Below are 17,412 nucleotides of genomic sequence, written 5' to 3' on the forward strand. Positions count from 1 at the left end.
TGTCGCCCTGTGCGCAGAGTCAACGAGAAGGGGCGGCGTAGCCTCACGCTGGTGAACGCCGCACCGGAGCGCGTCTCGTCGCAGCGCGACGTCTCGGCGGAGATCGCCGCGATCGCGACCGGTTACGCGTGCGTGGGTGGTCCGGAAACACAGCCGCGCCTGGACTACCCGCCGTACCGCAGCAGCATCCTGCGGCATCCGAAAAATCCGGTGCTGACGGTCGACCCCGAGGAGATCGAACGCTGGGCACCGTGCTTCGGCCATCAGGATGTCCACCCGCTCGACGCCGATCTGACGGCCGGTCACCCCGGTGAGCCGATCGGGGAACGGGTCATCGTGACCGGACGGGTGCTGGACCGGCAGGGCCGCCCGGTGGCCGGTCAGCTGGTGGAGATCTGGCAAGCCAACGCGGCCGGCCGCTACCGCCATCAGCGCGACCTGCACCCCGCGCCGCTCGACCCCAACTTCACCGGCGCCGGGCGCTGCCTCACCGGGCCCGACGGCTCGTACCGGTTCAAGACCGTCAAGCCCGGCCCCTACCCGTGGCGCAACCACCACAATGCGTGGCGGCCCGCACACATCCATTTCTCGGTCTTCGGCACCGCATTCACGCAACGCTTGGTCACCCAGATGTACTTTCCCGGTGACCCGCTGTTCGCGCTGGATCCCATCTACCAGTCGATCGTCGATCCCGTTGCGCGACAACGGCTCATCGCGCACTACGACCACGACCTCACCGAACCCGAATACGCCACCGGCTACCGCTGGGACATCGTGCTGAGCGACGGTGCCCACGATGAGTGAAATGGCTTGCACCCCAGGGCAGACCGTCGGTCCGTTCTTCAGCATCGGGACGTCCTTCTCGCGGGACAGCCAGTTGGTGGGCGCGGAGTTTCCCGGTGCGCTCGAGTTGCACGGCACCGTCTACGACGGGGCGGGCGTGGTGGTGCCCGATGCGTTGGTCGAGATCTGGCAGCCCGACAGCGCCGGCCGGATTCCGCGGGCTTCCGGTTCATTGCGGCGCGACGGTTGGACGTTCACCGGGTGGGGCAGGGCAGCGACCGACGCCGACGGGCATTACTCCTTCACCACGGTCGCTCCGGGTTCGACGGATCCGCAGCGACCGGCGTTCTTCACGGTCGCCGTGTTCGCGCGGGGGCTGTTGCACCGGCTGTTCACTCGCGCCTACCTGCCCGGCACCGATCTGGGCAGCGAGCCGGCACTGTCCGCCGTGGCCGCGGTTCGCCGGACCACCCTGTTGTGCATCGACGAAACCGACGGCGCGGGAAGACGATTCCGCTTCGACATCCGTCTCCAAGGTCCTGGCGAGACGGTGTTCCTGGCGTACGAGGAAGGCCGGCGATGACCAACCTGTTGTGGCCCGGCGACGAGCGGGCCGGGGAGTACATGACCGACCACACCCTGCTGCGGTCGATGGTCGCGGTCGAATCGGCATGGCTGAACGCGCTGGCCGCTGCCGGTCTGGCTCCGGTCGCGGGTGCCGACCTTGCGCATCTGGTCCTCGAGCACGACTGCGAACAACTTGCGGTGACGGCCGAGGACGGCGGCAACCCGGTGATCGGGCTGGTGGCGCTGCTGCGCCAGCGGGCGGTCCCGGCGGTGGCTCCGTGGATCCACCGCGGCCTCACCAGCCAGGACGTCGTCGACACCGCGCTGATGCTGGCCACCCGCGACGTCATCGGCAAAGTGACCGAGCTACTGGCCCAACAGATCTGGGCACTGTCGGCGCTGGCCGAAAGCCATCGCGCCACCCCGATGCTCGCGCGCACCCTGACCCAGCACGCCGCGCCGACCACGTTCGGCGCCAAGGTCGCGGGCTGGCTGGACGGCGTTGTCGACGCCTACGCCCGATTCGGCACGCTGGCCATCCCGGCCCAGTTCGGCGGGGCCGTCGGGACATGGTCGGCCACGGTCGAACTGGCCACGCTGCGCACCGCCACAACCGATCCTGCGCAGCTGGCCGAACAGGTAGCCCGCAGTGCCGCCGCTACTTTGGGACTGACCTACCGCCCGCCCTGGCACACCACCCGGACGCCGGTCGCCGCCGTCGGCGACGCACTGGTCGCGTGCACCGACTGCTGGGGCCGCATCGCCGCCGACGTCCTCACCCTCGCGCGTCCCGAGATCGCCGAACTCAGCGAACCGGCCGGTGACCGGCGGGGCGGCTCGTCGTCGATGCCGCACAAACGCAATCCCGTGCTGTCCATCCTGATTCGGCGTGCCGCGCTCACCGCGCCCCCGTTGGCCGCCACCCTGCACACCGCCGCGGCTCTGGCCAACGACGAACGCCCGGACGGCTCGTGGCATGCCGAATGGGACACCCTGCGGACCCTGGCGCGCCGGACCGTCGTCGCCGGATCCCAGTGTGCGGAGTTGCTGGACGGTCTGCGGGTGCACACCGCTGCCATGGCCGAAAACCTCGGCGGCGCAGACGTTCTCGGCGAACAACGGACCATCGCCGAACTCACCGGGAACGCGCCGTCGGCGAGCTACCTGGGTGCCGTCGACCGGCTGATCGAGCAGAGCGTCGAGCGCGCCCGGCGGACGCTGACCGGTTAAGCCCGGCCGGGCTTGCACGCGACGATCGCGACCGCGGCCAGGCGCTCGCGGTGCCGGCGAAAAGTGCTGCGCATCATCAGGACTCGCTTGCGCGCGTCGGGTTGGGTCAGCACGTTCTTGGCGAACCGCAAGGCGCCCAACGGCCCTTCGTCGGAAATTATCCGGCGGGGCTGCAGCAGTGCCATCGGTGCGGTGGCGACGTTTTCGACCACCAGCCCGTGCCCGGCGAGCAGCTCAGTCCACTCGGCAATGGTCAGCGGGCGCGCGTTGACCTTGATCGCGCGCGCCAGCGACTGGCGGACCTCGGTGCTGATCTCGGCGGGGACGTCGTCGGGAGTCAGTGCCAGTTCGTGGATCGCGTAGCGGCCGCCCGGTCGCAGCACCCGCGCCGCCTCGGCCACGATGGCGTGCTTGGCCGAATCGCCCTGCATGGTCAGCATCGCCTCGCCGATGACGACGTCGGCGCTGGCGTCGGGCAGGCCGGTTTCGGCGGCGTCGGTGACCCGGACCTCGCCTCTGCCGCCCAGCACGGTGCGCACGTGGTTGGCCGCGTCGGCGTCACCTTCCGCGCCGACATAGGACCGCGGGTTGCGGGCGATGATCTCCGCAGCGGTGCGGCCCAGCCCCGGTGCCAGCTCGACGACGTCGGCGTCGGTGACATCGGCGCGGGCCAGCAACGTGCGGGTGAGTTCGACGCCCCCGGGCCGCAACACCCGCTTGCCGAGCCGCGCCAGCAGCCAGTGTCCCTGCACGTGTTCGTCGTCGCGCTTCGACGACGGCAGCGGCTCCTTCTTGTCCGCCATCAGATTGCCTGCCGCGCTGGCGGCTCCAGAACCAGCGCCGGGCGCCGCTTGTGCACGGTGAGATAGCGCAGCCCGGCCGGGCCGGCGGCGAACTGCCGCCGGGAACGTCGTGGCAGCCAGAGTATGGCGCCCGGGTAGAGGTCGATGATGCCCTCCTCGGTGGTCAACCGGCCTTCGCCGGACAGCACATGGATCAGGACGTCCAGATCGGGTCCAGTATGTGCGTCGATTCTGCCTTCCGGTCCGAGCGCGATGATGTTGGCGTCCAGATCACGCTCGCGCATCTCGAGTTTCCACACCGCCCCGGTCACGTCGGGTGTTGTCTGCGCGGCCAGGTCGGACGTGTCGGCCAGCACCCGGGGCAGGGGAGTGGTGGTGCGCTTGCTGATCCTGATGCGCCAGACCTGCGGCCCTTTGTCCAGGTACTCCCAGCCGTAACTGCCGGGGTATTCGGCGTCGAACTCGGATCGTAGGTGTTTGGGATCGTGGTTGTTGACCAACACGAACGACTGACCGGGCGAAAGCGCGTTGTAGGTGGCGAAAATGGTGGGATGCTTGTCCGGCTTGCGTAGCGCTCGGACGTCAAGTTCGTTGTCGGCCATAGTTATTCCCAACCTCTAGTTTATACAAGTCGTCTTGTGTAAAATCTAGCGCATGACATACGTGATCGGAAAGCCATGCATCGACGTGATGGACCGGGCCTGTGTGGAAGAGTGTCCGGTCGATTGCATCTACGAGGGAGGCCGGGCGCTCTACATCCATCCCGACGAGTGCGTGGACTGTGGCGCGTGCGAGCCGGTGTGCCCGGTCGAGGCGATCTACTACGAAGACGACCTGCCCGAGGATCTGCAGCCGTATCTGGCCGACAATGATGCGTTCTTCAGTCAAACTCTGCCTGGGCGCGACGCGCCGCTGGGTTCACCGGGTGGTGCCGCCAAGGTGGGCCCGATCGCTGCCGACGCGCCGCTGGTGGCCAGCCAGCCCAAGACTGCCTAAGGGGATATGCCAGTGAGTGACCAGACCGCGCCACTCGAGGACGCCGGCCGCCGCCGCGCGGTACTACGAGTGTTGCGGGCGTCCCGGGATTCGTTGAGCATCGCCGCGATCGCCGAGGAGCTGGGTGTACATCCCAACACGGTTCGCTTCCACCTCGACAGCCTGGTTGCGGACGGCCAAGTGGAACGGGTCGAGTCCGCGCGCCGCGGTCCGGGCCGTCCGCCGCTGATGTTCCAGGCCGTCCGGCAGATGGACCGCGGCGGTGCCCGGCACTACCGGTTGCTCGCCGAAATACTCGCCAACGGCCTTGCCGCAGAACCGGATTCGAGTGTTCGGGCGATGGCCGCGGGGCGGGCGTGGGGCGAACGCCTGCCGGCGCCGGACACTCCGAGTGTCGACAGCTCGATCGACCACCTGATCGGGTTGCTCGACGAGCTCGGCTTCGCCCCGGAACGCCGGGAATCCGACGGCAGGCAACAGGTCGGGTTGCGGCACTGCCCGTTCCTGGAGCTGGCCGAGGCCCAATCCAGCGTCGTGTGTCCGATCCATCTGGGCTTGATGCAGGGCGCGCTGGAGAGCTGGGCGGCACCGATCACCGTCGATCGGCTCGAGGCGTTCGTGGAACCGGATCTGTGCCTGACCCATCTGGTGGAAGGAGTGCAGCGGTGAGTACCGCACGCGCAGTGGAGATCGCGATCACATTCGTGTGGCTGGGCATGGTGTTGGCCATCTCGTTCCTGGAAGCTCCGCTGAAATTCCGGGCGCCCAATGTGACACTGCAGATCGGCCTGGGCATCGGGCGGCTGGTCTTCCGCGCGCTGAACACGGTCGAGGTCGGGTTCGCGCTCGTGCTGCTCGCGCTCCTGGTCGCCGGGCCGACGCCGACGCGGATCATCGCGGCATACTCGGTCGTCGCCGTCGTGCTGGCCATCCAGCTGGTCACGGTTCGGCCCCGGTTGACCCGCCGCTCCGATCGGGTGCTGGCCGGCTCGGATGGTCCGCGCTCCCATGCCCACTACGTCTATGTCGGTCTGGAGGCGGTCAAGGTCATCGCGCTGATCGTGGCGGGCATACTCCTCTTAAGCGTCTGAAAGGACTCATCATGGAATCGATCTCGCTGACCGACCTGGCCTCCGAGAAGTTGGCCGAGGCGCGCAAGTCGCACAGCGGCCGCGCCGCCCATACCATCCACGGCGGACACAACCACGAGCTGCGCCAGACGGTGCTGGCCCTGCTCGCCGACCACGACCTGTCCGAACACGACAGTCCGGGGGAGGCCACGCTGCAGGTATTGCAGGGCCATGTCCGCCTCACCGCCGGTGAGGACGCCTGGGACGGCAAGACCGGCGATCACCTCGCCATCCCGCCGGTGCGTCACGCGCTGTACGCCGTCGAGGATTCGGTGGTGATGCTGACCGTGCTGAAGTCCCAGCCCGGCGCCGCCCACTGAACGTGCTGGTCACGCCCTGGTCGCGGGACTTCGGCCTGCGGGTGCCGATCGTCAACGCGCCGATGGGCGGCGTGGCCGGCGGACGACTGGCGGCGGCGGTCACCGCGGCCGGCGGTCTGGGCATGGTCGGGATGGGCAGCACGGCGACCAGGACGTCGCTGGCCACCGAACTCCAACACGTCCGCGGGCGGTTCGGGATCGGTCTGGTGGACTGGGTGATGCGTAGCCGGCCCGGGCTGCTGGACGACGCCCTGGCCGCGGGCCCGGCGCTGCTGTCGGTCAGCTTCGGTACCGACTGGTCCTGGGTCGAACAGGCACGCGATGCCGGAATCGCAACGGTCACACAGGTTTACGACGCGTCAGGGGCGTGTCGGGCGGCCGACGCCGGCGTCGACATCCTGGTGGCGCGCGGTGCCGAAGGCGGCGGGCACGGCGAGGTGCGACTCGGGACGCTGCCGCTGCTGGACGCCGTCCTGGACGCGGTGTGCGTACCGGTGCTGGCCGGTGGTGGCGTCGCGTCACCCCGCAGCCTGGCCGCGGTGCTGGCCGCCGGTGCGAGCGGCGCGTGGGTGGGCACCCGGCTGGCGGCCTGCCCGGAGGCGTTGACCGGCGACGCGAGCCGCCGGGCGCTCATCGATGCCGCAGCGACCGACACCCGGATCACCCGGGTCTTCGACGTCGCCGCGGGGCTGCCCTGGCCGGAACGGTTCCCGTCGCGGGTGCTGGACGACGAGTTCGTCGCGCGCTGGACGGGTCACGAACAGGAACTGGCCGGGCGGCCCGACGTCACGCAAACCACCGCGGTCGACGCCGGTCAGGGCGTCGGGATGATCGGCGACGACGCCCCGGTCGCGCAGGTCATCGAGGCGATGTGCGCGGGTGCGCAGCGGCTGCTTGCGGCCTGGTCGGATCCCGCGACGTGACCGACGCCGCATTCGCGGCCCGAAGTGACCGATATCGAGGTGCGGGTAGCCCGGTGGGGTCGTTACCCGGTGTTAGCGTTTGAGACATGTCAGTACCTGCCAAAGAGGGCATGTCAGGACCGCGCGGGCTGAACCTGACCGGCGCCGTCGGGCAGACGGTCCGGCCGTTCACGCGCACCGGCCGGTACTTCGCGCGCTCGTGGCGCGACTACCGCAAATCCGACAGCAGCGACGTCGCAGACCTTCCGATCGCCCGTCCGACCGTCGCCCTGGCGGCACAGGCCTTCCGCGACGAGGTGGTGCTGGCAGGGCTGAAAGTGCGCCGGCCGGTCAGCCAACCCGCCGCGTTCGCGCGGATCAACGACGAAGTGGTTGCCGCGCTGGACTTCTACGGCAACCGTGGCTGGCTCGAGAAGCCCGAGGGCTTTTTCACTGCGCCGCCGCCGCTTTCGGACGTCAAGATCCGGGACGTCAAGGGACGCGGGCGTTCTCATCAGTTCCTGTCCTTCGACAGCGGATACACCCCGCACCCCGGCGAACCTGGTCGGGACCGGTGGCTGGGATACACCGCGCTGCAGCGCGAACACGCAGTGCTGCTACGCCATCCGGAGCCGCGGCCCTGGCTGATCTGCGTGCACGGCACCGAAATGGGCCGATCGGCAATAGATCTCAGGATCTTCCGGGCCTGGAAGTTGCACGAGGAACTGGGCCTGAACGTGGTGCTGCCCGTCCTTCCCATGCACGGCCGGCGGGCGCGCGGGCTGCCCAAGGGTGTGGTGTTCCCGGGTGAAGACGTCATGGACGACGTGCACGCCACCGCGCAGGCAGTGTGGGACATCCGGCGGTTGTTGTCCTGGGTGCGCGCCCAAGAGCCCGACTCGCCGATCGGGTTGAACGGCATCTCGCTGGGCGGTTACGTCGCGGCGTTGCTGTCCAGTCTGGAAACCGATCTGACCTGCGCCATTCTGGGCGTGCCGCCGGCCAACCTGGTCGAGTTGCTGAGCCGGCACGCCGGGTTGCGCAGGGGTGATCCGCGCCGCGACACGATGCAGCTGGCCGAGCCGATCGGCGCCATGACCTCGCCGCTGTCGTTCACCCCGTTGGTGCCGATGCGGGGCCGCTTCGTCTACGCCGGTGTCGCCGACCAGGTCGTGCATCCCCGTGAGCAGGTGGTGCGGCTGTGGGAGCACTGGGGCAAGCCCGAGATCGTCTGGTACCGCGGGGGCCATGCCGGCTTCATCCGCTCCCGCCCGGTGCAGGCGTTCATCCGGGACGCACTGCAGCAGTCGGGCCTGCTGGACGGCTAGCCGTCACACCCCGCGCAGATAGCGCTTGGCGATGAGTCGCTGCGCCACCACGACAAACGGTCCGCCCAGTTTGCTCCACCAGGTCGCGGGCCGGGAGAACGACGACACCTCCGCATAGACGGCCCCGCTGCCCGGGTCGTAACGGACCGCGAAGCGTTCCTCGCCGGAGGCCGGGTGGCCCGGCAGCGTGCCGTAGGCGAATCCGCGCACGTCGGGCTCGTCGACCACATAGACCACGCGGCACGGCGCGCGCAGCACACCCATCATCTTGACCACCACGATCGACGACACCGTGGCGGCGTCGGAACTCGCCTGCACCTTCAGTCCGGCCCCGTGCTGCATCCCCCAGTGCATGACGGCGTCGGCGGCCTGTTCGAAGCGCTCCCGGCCCGTCCCGATCGGGGCGGACGCGGCGAGATGGGTGTACCCGGGAGGCAGTTGGGCGGCGGCCGTCGCGCCGACCTCCGGATAGGTCAGCTGCTGGTCGGTATACGCATCCAGGTCCACCCGGCCAGCTTGCCACGTGTCCGGGCAGATCCTCCGCGAGCCGCTGCACCCTGCACCGCCATGGGACGATGACTCGCCCAATACGGTGTCCTGGTGACACACGCTCATCCCGGCGGCGGATTCAACCCGCCCGAGCCCACCACCAAGGGCGGACCGGACTACGGCAGGTTCGTCGATGCGGTGCGCAAATTGCAGGACCACGCCCGCGCCGTCGACGCGCCCGACGACGTCATCAGCCAGGCCGCCGACCGGCTGGAAGAGCTTTCGGCGTTGCTGGCTCCCTACGACGCCGACGAATGGCTGTCGCCGTCGGGCCGCCGGATGGACCTGCCGGTGCGGGGGAACGTCCTGACGGTGCCGATGGACGCTCGCAAGACCGAGGACGACCGCATCGAGGGGTGGGCCCGGTTCGCCCGGTTTCACCTGGGACGCAACGGCGCCGTGCACGGCGGCTCGCTGGGCATGCTGTTCGACACCGTGCTGGGCCTGACGGCATCGGTGCTCACCGGCAGCAAGCGCCAGCGCACCGCATACCTGAAGATCAACTACCGCAACATCGTGCCGATCGAAAAGGAGTTGCAGTTCGACTCCGGAATCGACAGCGTGGATGGCCGCAAGATATTCGTATCGGGCCGGTTGCGCGACGGCGACACCCTGCTCACCGAAGCCGACGCCCTGTTCGTGCGGCTCAAGCCGGGGCAGCCTTGACGCGACGCCCCGATAGCATTGTCCGCGATCGCCTCGCATTCAGTATTGGAGACCAAACCCCATGAGCGCCCCCATCCGGATCCCCGCCGGGACCACCGCGGCTGCCGCCGTCGGCGAGGCGGGTTTGCCGCGCCGCGGGACACCGGACGCGGTCGTGGTGGTGCGTGATGCCGAGGGCAAGCTGCGCGACCTGAGCTGGGTGCCCGAGGCCGACACGGAGGTGACCCCGGTCGCCGCCAACACCGAAGACGGGCGCAGCGTGATCCGGCACTCCGCCGCCCACGTGCTCGCCCAGGCCGTGCAGGACATGTTCCCGGAAGCCAAGCTGGGTATCGGTCCGCCCATCGTCGATGGCTTCTACTACGACTTCGACGTCCCCGAGCCGTTCACACCCGAAAATCTCCAGGCGCTGGAGAAACGGATGCGCCAGATCGTCAAGGAAGGTCAGCTGTTCGACCGGCGGGTCTATGCCTCCAAGGACGCTGCCCGCGAAGAACTCGCCGACGAACCGTTCAAGCTCGAACTCGTCGACGACAAGTCCGGCGACCCCGACGTCATGGAAGTCGGCGGCGACGAGCTCACCGCCTACGACAACCTCAATCCCCGTACCCGCGAACGGGTTTGGGGTGACCTGTGCCGCGGGCCGCACATCCCCACCACCAAGCACATCCCGGCGTTCAAGCTCACCCGCAGCTCGGCGGCGTACTGGCGCGGCGACCAGCAGAACGCCAGCCTGCAGCGCATCTACGGCACCGCGTGGGAGTCGCAGGAAGCGCTGGACCACCACCTCGAACTGATCGCCGAGGCGCAGCGCCGCGACCACCGCAAGCTCGGGGTGGAGCTCGACCTGTTCAGCTTCCCCGACGAAATCGGTTCGGGGCTGGCCGTTTTCCACCCCAACGGCGGGATCGTGCGTCGCGAGCTGGAGGAGTATTCGCGTCAGAAGCACGCCGCGGCGGGATATGAATTCGTCAACACCCCGCACATCACCAAGGAACAGCTCTACCTCACCTCGGGCCACCTGGAGTGGTACGCCGACGGCATGTACCCGCCGATGCACCTCGACGCCGAATTCAACGCGGACGGCTCGGTGCGCAAACCCGGCCAGGACTATTACCTCAAGCCGATGAACTGCCCGATGCACCACCTGATCTATCGGGCCCGCGGACGGTCGTATCGCGAACTTCCGTTGCGGCTCTTCGAGTTCGGCAGCGTTTACCGCTACGAGAAGTCCGGTGTGATCCACGGCCTGACCCGGGTGCGCGGCATGACCCAGGACGACGCGCACATCTACTGCACCCGCGATCAGATGCGCGACGAGCTGACGTCGGTCTTGCGTTTCGTGCTCGACCTGCTGGCCGACTACGGCCTCGACGACTACTACCTGGAGCTGTCCACCAAGGACCCGGACAAGTACGTCGGCTCCGACGAGGTGTGGGAGGAAGCCACCCAGGTCCTGCGGGAGGTGGGGGAGGCCTCCGGGCTGGAACTGGTGCCCGACCCGGGTGGCGCGGCTTTCTACGGTCCTAAGATCTCGGTGCAGGTCAAGGATGCGCTGGGCCGCAGCTGGCAGATGTCGACGCTGCAGGTCGACTTCAACATGCCGGACCGCTTCGAGCTGGAATACACCGCCTCCGATGGGACCCGGCAGCGCCCGGTGCTGATCCACCGCGCGCTGTTCGGGTCGATTGAACGGTTCTTCGGCATCCTCACCGAACACTACGCCGGTGCGTTCCCGGCGTGGCTGGCACCGGTCCAGGTGGTCGGTATCCCGGTGGCCGACGAGCACATCGACTATCTGGAAGACGTTGTCGCTCAACTCAAGTCGCACGCGGTGCGGGCGCACGTGGACCTCAGCGACGACCGGATGGCCAAGAAGATCGTGCACCACACCAACCAGAAGGTGCCGTTCATGCTGCTGGCCGGCGACCGGGACGTGCAGGCCGGCGCGGTCAGCTTCCGGTTCGGCGACCGCACCCAGATCAACGGGGTGCCGCGGGAGACGGCCGTCGCGGCCATCGCGGACTGGATCGCAAGTCGTCAAAACGCCACTCCGACAGCGGAACTGGTGAAGGTTGCCGACGGTGGCTGAGCAGGATGACACGATCCACGACCGCGGCGTGGGACGCCGCGACCACCTGCAGCGGTTGTGGACCCCGTATCGGATGAACTACCTGGCCGAAGGGCCGCTCAAGCGCGACGAGGACAACCCCTCCCAGCCGTTCACCGACATCCCGACCATGTCCGACGAAGACGGCCTGGTGGTGGCGCGCGGCGAACTCGTCTACGCCGTGCTCAACCTGTATCCGTACAACCCCGGCCATCTGATGGTGGTGCCCTACCGGAGGGTGTCGGAGCTGGAAGACCTGACGGAGCCGGAGAGCGCCGAGGTGATGGCGTTCACCCAGAAGGCGATTCGCGTCATCAAGAACGTGTCGCGTCCGCACGGCTTCAACGTCGGCATCAATCTCGGCACGTCGGCGGGCGGCTCGCTGGCCGAGCACCTGCACATCCACGTGGTGCCCCGCTGGGGCGGCGACGCGAACTTCATCACCATCGTGGGCGGCTCCAAGGTGATACCGCAGTTGTTGCGCGAAACCCGTCGGCTGCTGGCCGAGGAGTGGGCACGGCAGCCATGAGCAAACTCCCGTTTCTGTCCCGGGCGTTCTTCGCTCGCGCCACCGACCCGGTGGCCCGGACAGCGCTGAAGGTCGGTCTGACGCCGGACATCGTCACCGTCGTCGGCACCGTCGGTTCGATGGCGGGCGCGTTGGTGTTGTTTCCGATGGGTCAGTTGTTCTACGGCGGATGTGTGGTCTGGTTCTTCACGCTGTTCGACATGGCGGACGGGGCGATGGCCCGGGAACGCGGGTTCGGCACCCGATTCGGTGCCGTCCTGGACGCCACCTGCGACCGTCTCGGCGACGGCGCGGTGTTCTGCGGGTTGCTGTGGTGGATCGCGTTCCACCAGCACGACAAGTGGCTCACCGTGGCGACGCTGATCTGCCTGGTGACCTCGCAGGTGATCTCCTACATCAAGGCCCGCGCCGAGGCCAGTGGGTTGCGCGGCGACGGCGGTTTCATCGAACGGCCCGAACGGCTGATCATCGTGCTGGTCGGTGCGGGAGTATCGGACTTCCCGTTCGTGGCCTGGCCGCCGGCCCTGCCGATCGCGATGTGGGTGCTGGCGGTGTTGAGTGTGATCACCTGCGGGCAGCGGTTGTACGCGGTGCGAACCTCGCCGGGTGCCGTCGACCACCTGGCGCTACCGGGAAAGAGTGAGCCGTGATACCGCCGTCGGGAAGTGTGAGTCTGCCCGGTCGCCGGCCCCGTGAACTGGTCACCGGTGCCGCCTCCGACTGGGCGTACGCCACCGGCTGGATGGCGGTTCGGGCGTTGCCGGAGTTCGCCGCCCGCAACGCATTCGACGCCGGTGCGCGTTACGCCGCCCGCCGCGGCGGGCCGCAGCAGCTGCGCAAGAACCTGGCCCGGGTGATCGGGGTGCCGCCCGACCGGGTGCCGAAGTCGTTGATGCGCGCCTCGCTGCAGTCCTACGCCCGGTACTGGCGGGAGGCGTTCCGGCTGCCCACCATGGACCACCGCGAGCTGACGCGGCAACTCGACGTCGGGACGCACGGCCAGGACAACCTGAATGCGGCGCTGGCCGCGGGACGTGGCGTCGTGCTCGCCCTGCCGCACAGCGGCAACTGGGACATGAACGGGCTGTGGCTGGCGCAGACGCACGGCACCTTCAGCACCGTCGCCGAGCGGCTCAAACCGGAGTCGCTGTATCGCCGTTTCATCGACTACCGCGAAGGCCTCGGCTTCGAGGTGATCCCACACTCCGGCGGGGAGCGGCCGCCCTTCGAGACGTTGTGTGATCGCTTGCGCGACAACAAGATCGTGGCATTGATGTCCGACCGCGACCTCACCCGCACCGGGGTCGAGGTCAACTTCTTCGGCGAACCCACCCGGCTGCCTGCCGGTCCGGCCAAGCTCGCGATCGCCACCGGGGCCGCCCTGCTGCCGTCGCACTGCTGGTTCGAAGGCAACGACTGGGCCTGCAACATGCAGACGCCGCTGGACACCAGCAGCGGCGATGTCCGCGCCATCACCCAGGCGCTGGCCGACGAGTTCGCGCGCAATATCGCCGCCCATCCCGCAGACTGGCACATGCTGCAACCGCAGTGGTTGGCCGATCTGTCGGACGACCGTCGGGCGTGGTTGAAGGGCGGCTGATGCGGATCGGGATGGTCTGCCCCTACTCGTTCGATGTGCCGGGCGGGGTGCAGTCGCACGTACTGCAACTGGCCGACGTGATGACCGCCCGCGGGCACCACGTCAGCGTGCTCGCGCCGGTCTCGTCGGAGACGTCGCTACCCGACTACGTCGTCTCCGCCGGCAGGGCGGTCCCCATTCCCTACAACGGGTCGGTGGCCCGGTTGCGGTTCGGGCCGGCCACCCACCGCAAGGTCAAGAAGTGGCTCGCCGAAGGCGATTTCGACGTGCTGCATCTGCACGAGCCCAGCGCCCCGAGCCTGTCGTTGCTGGCCCTCAACATCGCCGAGGGGCCGATCGTGGCGACGTTTCACACCTCGACCACCAAGTCGGTGGCCATGTCGGTGTTGGGCGGCATGTTGCGTCCCCGGTTCGAGAAGATCATCGGTCGGATCGCGGTGTCCGACCTGGCCCGGCGCTGGCAGATGGAATCGGTCGGCTCTGACGCGGTGGAGATCCCCAACGGCGTCGACGTCGACTTCTTCGCGTCCGCGTCTGCGCTGGACGGCTACCCGCGACCCGGCAAGACGGTGCTGTTCCTGGGGCGCTACGACGAGCCCCGCAAGGGTATGGCGACGTTGCTGGCCGCCATGCCCGCGGTGCTGGAGCGCTTTCCCGACCTGCAACTGCTGATCGTCGGTCGCGGAGACGAAGACGAATTGCGTTCTCAGGCAAGCGGATTCGTCGACAATATCCGGTTCCTGGGTCAGGTGGACGAGGACGGTAAAGCCGCGGCCATGTGCAGCGCCGACGTCTACTGCGCGCCCAACACCGGCGGTGAGAGCTTCGGCATCGTCTTGGTGGAGGCGATGGCCGCCGGCACCGCGGTGGTGGCCAGCGACCTCGACGCATTCCGGCGGGTGCTGCAGGACGGTGCGGTAGGGCGCTTGGTCCCGGTGGACGACAGCGGCGCGCTGGCCGAGGCGTTGGTCGCCGTGCTGGGGGACCACGGGTTGCGCGGCCGATACGTGACGGCCGGCGCCGAGGCGGTCCGCCGCTACGACTGGTCGGTGGTGGCCAGCCAGATCATGCGCGTCTACGAGACGGTCGCCGGGTCGGGCGTCAAGGTGCAGGTGGCCAGCTGATGGCGTGGCTGATCGCCGCGCTCGTCGTTGTGGTCCTGTTGGCGTTCGCTGCCTGGGGGTATCAGCGCGCGAACCGGCTGGACCGGTTGCACGTGCGCTACGACCTGTCCTGGCAGGCGCTGGACGGTGCGCTGGCGCGACGCGCGGTGGTGGCGCGTGCGGTCGCGATCGACGCCTACGGCAGCGCGCCCGAAGGTAGGCGGCTGGTTGAGTTGGCCGACGCCGCCGAACGCGCGCCCCGCACCGGGCGCGAGACCGCGGAGAACGAGCTGTCGGCCGCGCTGGCGATGGTGGATCCGGCGTCGGTGCCGGCCGCTTTACTGGCTGAGCTCGCCGACGCCGAGGCGCGGGTACTGCTGGCCCGCAGGTTCCACAACGACGCGGTGCGCGACACGTTGGTATTGGCCGAGCGGCGCATGGTGCGGCTCTTCCGGCTCGGTGGAAGAGCGCCGCTGCCAACGTACTTCGAGATCGTCGAACGCCCGCACGCCCAGGCGCACACCGACCACGAACTCAACCACCGCACCTCGGCGCGGGTGGTGCTGCTCGACGAAGCCGGGGCGGTGCTGCTGTTGTGCGGGTCGGATCCGGCGCTGGCTGATGCCCCGCGGTGGTGGTTCACCGTCGGCGGGGAAGTTCTCGACGGCGAGCGGCTGGCCGAAGCCGCGGCCCGCGAGCTGGCCGAGGAAACCGGGCTCTCGGTGGCGCCGACGGAGATGGTCGGCCCGATCTGGCGGCGCGACGAGGTGTTCGAGTTCAACGGGACCATGATCGACAGCGAGGAGTTCTACCTGGTGCACCGCACCCGTCGGTTCGAGCCGACGCTGGACGGGCGGACCGAGCTGGAGCGTAGCTACATCCAGGGCGCCCGCTGGTGTGACGCCGCGGATATCGCGGCCCTGGAGGGTGCCGGTGAGTTGGTGTATCCGCGCCAGCTCGGCGAGTTACTGGTGGTGGCTGGTGAGCTCGCTGACAACCGCGACGCGGTGGTTCCGCAGTCGATCCGCTGACTGAAGCATCTGTTGTCAGGTGCCGAGCAGGTTTGAAGTCCCGTGTGTTGGCTAGAACTCACTTTGTGGTCCGAAGTATGCGGCTCCCACTTTTCAGCGCACGAACACAGGGGAAGGAGTCTTCAATGATGTTCCCGAGGATCGCAGTGAAGACGAAAACGATGGCGGCTGCCAGTATCGCGGCGGCAGCGATTCTGACGGCGGCACCCGCAATGGCGGACCCGCAGGCCGTCGCATTCGGCCAAGCGGCAGAGATCGCCGGGGCAGCCGGCGTCGGATCCATCAGCTACACGGTGGGTAACCTGCAGCCCAGCGGAAACAATGACGGCGCATGGTATTCCGAGGTGACGGCCAGGGGCGTCAGCGGCTCGCCGACTCCGAACATTGCCAACTTCAACGCGCGCGCAGCGAACAGCTCCACTTACGCGGTCATGAAGGGGAACCAGCCGGACGGCCTGCCGAACCAGCCACTCATGGCGGGCACCGAAGTAACCGGGAAGCTGTACTTCGACGTCAAGAACGGCCCAGTGCCCGACAGCGTCGTGTACCGGGACGCCGGCGGCACTGACAAGGTCGTCTGGAAGGGCTGACCGCCCACCTAGAAGGGTGGGGGTTCGTCGTCGGGGCCTGGTGGTGGGCTGGTGTCGGTCCAGCCGGTGACGCTGGCGTGGCGGTTGGCCGTGCGGGCTTGGTGGTTGTGTCGGCGTTCGGTGGTGACGCGGTGAGCGCGGTTTTGGGCGCGGGTGCGGCGGCGTTTGGGCATTATCGCGCCGCGTTGGGCGCAGTGGTCTTGGGGCGCAAGGGTTTCGGGGGTGGGCATGCCGCCGACGGCGGTGCACAGGCTGGGGAACAGCAGGGCGCTGCCGGGGGTGGTGACGTGGGTGTCGCCGGCGGGGAGGTCAGGATCAGGGTGCCGTCGGGCAGTTGCTGTTCGGTCCAGCCCCAGAAGGTTTTGACCAAATGGTGGGTACGGCAGTAGCACTTGGTGTTGGCCGCGTGGGTGGGCCCGCCTTGCGACCACGGGATGGTGTGATCCAGGTCACACTGGGTGGCGGGTACGTCGCAGCCCGGCCAGCGGCAGGTCAGGTCCCGGCAGCGCACGAAGTCGGCCAACGCTTTCGACGGGCGGTAGTGCGGTTCGGGGGCGCAGTAGCCGGGGTGGATCAGTGGCACCTGTTTGGCGGTCTGGGCCAACTCGGCCAGCAGTTCGGGGGTGATGAGCCCTTCGGCGCCGATCATCGCCGCCGGGTGGTCGGCGGTGCCGTTGAGGGTGTCGTGGGTGGCGATGACGTGGATGACGACCGGGCCGGCCGGTGGGCGGGTGGCCGCTGTGCAGTCCGGGCGGTCGCAGCGGCAGGCCAGGCGCTCGTTGCCGGCGGCTAGGGCCCCGATGGCATCGGCGCGGCGTTGGGTGCGGGTGCGCGGGTCATGGCAGCACACGGTGGCCGCCAGCGCGGACAGTTTGTCGTCCAGGGCGCGGGCATCGGGGCTGGCCAGGTGGCCTTGGATGTCGCTGAGGCCTTCGAAGTCTTCTCCGATGTAGATCTCGCGGTCGCGCTGGCGTTTTTTGCGCCGGCGCACCGCATCGAGGTCGAGACGGGCCACGATCTTGTCGACCTGCGCCGAGAGCCGCCAGCCGCTCAGGGCGGGCCAGCGGGTGATGTTGGCGGCCACCAACGCATCCACCCGGGCCAGCACCTGGGGGTCCTCGATCAGATCGGTGCGCGAGACCACCGTGGCGAACGCCGAAAAACCGATGTCCCCA

20 protein-coding genes and 1 pseudogene are annotated in these 17,412 nt (G+C 68.6%); 17 read left to right on the top strand and 4 right to left on the bottom strand.

Going from position 1 to position 17,412, the window contains the following annotated elements; translation table 11 throughout:
* Positions 1–51: 51 nt before the first annotated feature.
* Genes pcaH through AC5Y4D_RS23110 form a run of 3 tightly spaced genes read left to right on the top strand, consistent with a single transcriptional unit; the run spans position 52 to position 2,580 of the window.
* The gene (gene pcaH, locus AC5Y4D_RS23100) at positions 52–804 is read left to right on the top strand and encodes a protocatechuate 3,4-dioxygenase subunit beta (protein WP_500038311.1); all 753 of its coding nucleotides are present in this window, start codon (positions 52–54) and stop codon (positions 802–804) included.
* Positions 797–1,366, top strand: coding sequence for a protocatechuate 3,4-dioxygenase subunit alpha (gene pcaG / locus AC5Y4D_RS23105; protein ID WP_499992826.1), 570 nt, complete (start codon positions 797–799; stop codon positions 1,364–1,366). The genes pcaH and pcaG overlap by 8 nt, the downstream gene beginning before the upstream one ends.
* Positions 1,363–2,580 (top strand): lyase family protein, encoded by a 1,218-nt coding sequence (locus AC5Y4D_RS23110; protein ID WP_500038312.1) that lies wholly within the window; start codon positions 1,363–1,365, stop codon positions 2,578–2,580. The genes pcaG and AC5Y4D_RS23110 overlap by 4 nt, the downstream gene beginning before the upstream one ends.
* Here AC5Y4D_RS23110 and AC5Y4D_RS23115 read toward each other — a convergent pair.
* On the bottom strand, positions 2,577–3,383 hold the full coding sequence (locus AC5Y4D_RS23115) for a class I SAM-dependent methyltransferase (protein WP_499992830.1): 807 nt from the start codon (positions 3,381–3,383) through the stop codon (positions 2,577–2,579). The genes AC5Y4D_RS23110 and AC5Y4D_RS23115 overlap by 4 nt on opposite strands.
* Complete coding sequence (locus tag AC5Y4D_RS23120; RefSeq protein WP_499992832.1) at positions 3,383–3,985, bottom strand: DUF2249 domain-containing protein; 603 nt, start codon at positions 3,983–3,985, stop codon at positions 3,383–3,385. The genes AC5Y4D_RS23115 and AC5Y4D_RS23120 overlap by 1 nt, the downstream gene beginning before the upstream one ends.
* 52 nt (positions 3,986–4,037) lie before the next feature.
* Here AC5Y4D_RS23120 and fdxA point away from each other — a divergent pair, with 52 nt between their 5' ends.
* From fdxA to AC5Y4D_RS23150, 6 genes are all read left to right on the top strand, one after another.
* Complete coding sequence (fdxA, locus tag AC5Y4D_RS23125) at positions 4,038–4,379, top strand: ferredoxin (RefSeq protein ID WP_499946699.1); 342 nt, start codon at positions 4,038–4,040, stop codon at positions 4,377–4,379.
* Positions 4,380–4,391: 12 nt separating this feature from the next.
* Positions 4,392–5,048 (top strand): helix-turn-helix transcriptional regulator, encoded by a 657-nt coding sequence (locus tag AC5Y4D_RS23130; RefSeq protein ID WP_499992834.1) that lies wholly within the window; start codon positions 4,392–4,394, stop codon positions 5,046–5,048.
* Positions 5,045–5,470, top strand: a complete 426-nt coding sequence (locus tag AC5Y4D_RS23135; protein WP_499992836.1) for a hypothetical protein — start codon at positions 5,045–5,047, stop codon at positions 5,468–5,470. Before AC5Y4D_RS23130 ends, AC5Y4D_RS23135 begins: the two co-directional genes overlap by 4 nt.
* A gap of 11 nt (positions 5,471–5,481) precedes the next feature.
* A complete protein-coding gene (locus tag AC5Y4D_RS23140) occupies positions 5,482–5,829 on the top strand; it encodes a cupin domain-containing protein (protein WP_499946696.1) in 348 nt (115 codons plus the stop codon).
* Between the two features lie 2 nt (positions 5,830–5,831).
* Positions 5,832–6,752, top strand: a complete 921-nt coding sequence (locus AC5Y4D_RS23145; RefSeq protein ID WP_500038313.1) for an NAD(P)H-dependent flavin oxidoreductase — start codon at positions 5,832–5,834, stop codon at positions 6,750–6,752.
* 86 nt (positions 6,753–6,838) lie between these two features.
* Entirely contained in the window at positions 6,839–8,059 is a 1,221-nt protein-coding gene (locus AC5Y4D_RS23150) for an alpha/beta hydrolase family protein (protein ID WP_500038314.1), read from the top strand.
* A 3-nt stretch (positions 8,060–8,062) separates the two neighbouring features.
* On the opposite strand, the gene AC5Y4D_RS23155 is transcribed toward AC5Y4D_RS23150, so the two are convergent.
* Complete coding sequence (locus tag AC5Y4D_RS23155) at positions 8,063–8,566, bottom strand: DUF1990 domain-containing protein (RefSeq protein WP_500038315.1); 504 nt, start codon at positions 8,564–8,566, stop codon at positions 8,063–8,065.
* A 93-nt stretch (positions 8,567–8,659) separates the two neighbouring features.
* On the opposite strand from AC5Y4D_RS23155, the gene AC5Y4D_RS23160 reads away from it, so the two are divergent.
* The 8 genes from AC5Y4D_RS23160 to AC5Y4D_RS23195 all read left to right on the top strand — a co-directional run bounded on the left by AC5Y4D_RS23160 (position 8,660) and on the right by AC5Y4D_RS23195 (position 16,237).
* Positions 8,660–9,274, top strand: a complete 615-nt coding sequence (locus AC5Y4D_RS23160; RefSeq protein ID WP_500038316.1) for a PaaI family thioesterase — start codon at positions 8,660–8,662, stop codon at positions 9,272–9,274.
* A gap of 61 nt (positions 9,275–9,335) precedes the next feature.
* On the top strand, positions 9,336–11,366 hold the full coding sequence (gene thrS / locus AC5Y4D_RS23165) for a threonine--tRNA ligase (protein ID WP_499992840.1): 2,031 nt from the start codon (positions 9,336–9,338) through the stop codon (positions 11,364–11,366).
* Positions 11,350–11,913, top strand: coding sequence for an ATP adenylyltransferase (locus AC5Y4D_RS23170; RefSeq protein WP_499946691.1), 564 nt, complete (start codon positions 11,350–11,352; stop codon positions 11,911–11,913). The genes thrS and AC5Y4D_RS23170 overlap by 17 nt, the downstream gene beginning before the upstream one ends.
* On the top strand, positions 11,910–12,563 hold the full coding sequence (gene pgsA, locus AC5Y4D_RS23175; RefSeq protein WP_499992843.1) for a phosphatidylinositol phosphate synthase: 654 nt from the start codon (positions 11,910–11,912) through the stop codon (positions 12,561–12,563). Before AC5Y4D_RS23170 ends, pgsA begins: the two co-directional genes overlap by 4 nt.
* Positions 12,563–13,513, top strand: coding sequence for a phosphatidylinositol mannoside acyltransferase (locus AC5Y4D_RS23180; RefSeq protein WP_499992891.1), 951 nt, complete (start codon positions 12,563–12,565; stop codon positions 13,511–13,513). The genes pgsA and AC5Y4D_RS23180 overlap by 1 nt, the downstream gene beginning before the upstream one ends.
* Positions 13,513–14,637 (top strand): glycosyltransferase family 4 protein, encoded by a 1,125-nt coding sequence (locus AC5Y4D_RS23185; protein WP_500038317.1) that lies wholly within the window; start codon positions 13,513–13,515, stop codon positions 14,635–14,637. The genes AC5Y4D_RS23180 and AC5Y4D_RS23185 overlap by 1 nt, the downstream gene beginning before the upstream one ends.
* Positions 14,637–15,647, top strand: coding sequence for an NUDIX hydrolase (locus AC5Y4D_RS23190; RefSeq protein ID WP_500038318.1), 1,011 nt, complete (start codon positions 14,637–14,639; stop codon positions 15,645–15,647). Before AC5Y4D_RS23185 ends, AC5Y4D_RS23190 begins: the two co-directional genes overlap by 1 nt.
* Before the next feature lie 125 nt (positions 15,648–15,772).
* Entirely contained in the window at positions 15,773–16,237 is a 465-nt protein-coding gene (locus tag AC5Y4D_RS23195) for a DUF1942 domain-containing protein (protein ID WP_500038319.1), read from the top strand.
* An 8-nt stretch (positions 16,238–16,245) separates the two neighbouring features.
* On the opposite strand, the pseudogene AC5Y4D_RS23200 reads toward AC5Y4D_RS23195, so the two are convergent.
* Positions 16,246–17,412: pseudogene (locus AC5Y4D_RS23200) on the bottom strand (HNH endonuclease signature motif containing protein); the annotation flags it as partial.

This window comes from Mycobacterium sp. NGS67 (genome assembly GCF_059812185.1).

What these genes read in the sequence shown, in the direction of transcription:
- pcaG (WP_499992826.1), top strand. Translation starts at nt 797, where the DNA reads ATGAGTGAAATGGCTTGCACCCCAGGGCAGACCGTCGGTCCGTTCTTC.
- AC5Y4D_RS23110 (WP_500038312.1), top strand. Translation starts at nt 1,363, where the DNA reads ATGACCAACCTGTTGTGGCCCGGCGACGAGCGGGCCGGGGAGTACATG.
- AC5Y4D_RS23115 (WP_499992830.1), bottom strand. Translation starts at nt 3,383, where the DNA reads ATGGCGGACAAGAAGGAGCCGCTGCCGTCGTCGAAGCGCGACGACGAA.
- AC5Y4D_RS23120 (WP_499992832.1), bottom strand. Translation starts at nt 3,985, where the DNA reads ATGGCCGACAACGAACTTGACGTCCGAGCGCTACGCAAGCCGGACAAG.
- fdxA (WP_499946699.1), top strand. Translation starts at nt 4,038, where the DNA reads ATGACATACGTGATCGGAAAGCCATGCATCGACGTGATGGACCGGGCC.
- AC5Y4D_RS23140 (WP_499946696.1), top strand. Translation starts at nt 5,482, where the DNA reads ATGGAATCGATCTCGCTGACCGACCTGGCCTCCGAGAAGTTGGCCGAG.
- AC5Y4D_RS23150 (WP_500038314.1), top strand. Translation starts at nt 6,839, where the DNA reads ATGTCAGTACCTGCCAAAGAGGGCATGTCAGGACCGCGCGGGCTGAAC.
- thrS (WP_499992840.1), top strand. Translation starts at nt 9,336, where the DNA reads ATGAGCGCCCCCATCCGGATCCCCGCCGGGACCACCGCGGCTGCCGCC.
- pgsA (WP_499992843.1), top strand. Translation starts at nt 11,910, where the DNA reads ATGAGCAAACTCCCGTTTCTGTCCCGGGCGTTCTTCGCTCGCGCCACC.
- AC5Y4D_RS23185 (WP_500038317.1), top strand. Translation starts at nt 13,513, where the DNA reads ATGCGGATCGGGATGGTCTGCCCCTACTCGTTCGATGTGCCGGGCGGG.
- AC5Y4D_RS23190 (WP_500038318.1), top strand. Translation starts at nt 14,637, where the DNA reads ATGGCGTGGCTGATCGCCGCGCTCGTCGTTGTGGTCCTGTTGGCGTTC.
- AC5Y4D_RS23195 (WP_500038319.1), top strand. Translation starts at nt 15,773, where the DNA reads ATGATGTTCCCGAGGATCGCAGTGAAGACGAAAACGATGGCGGCTGCC.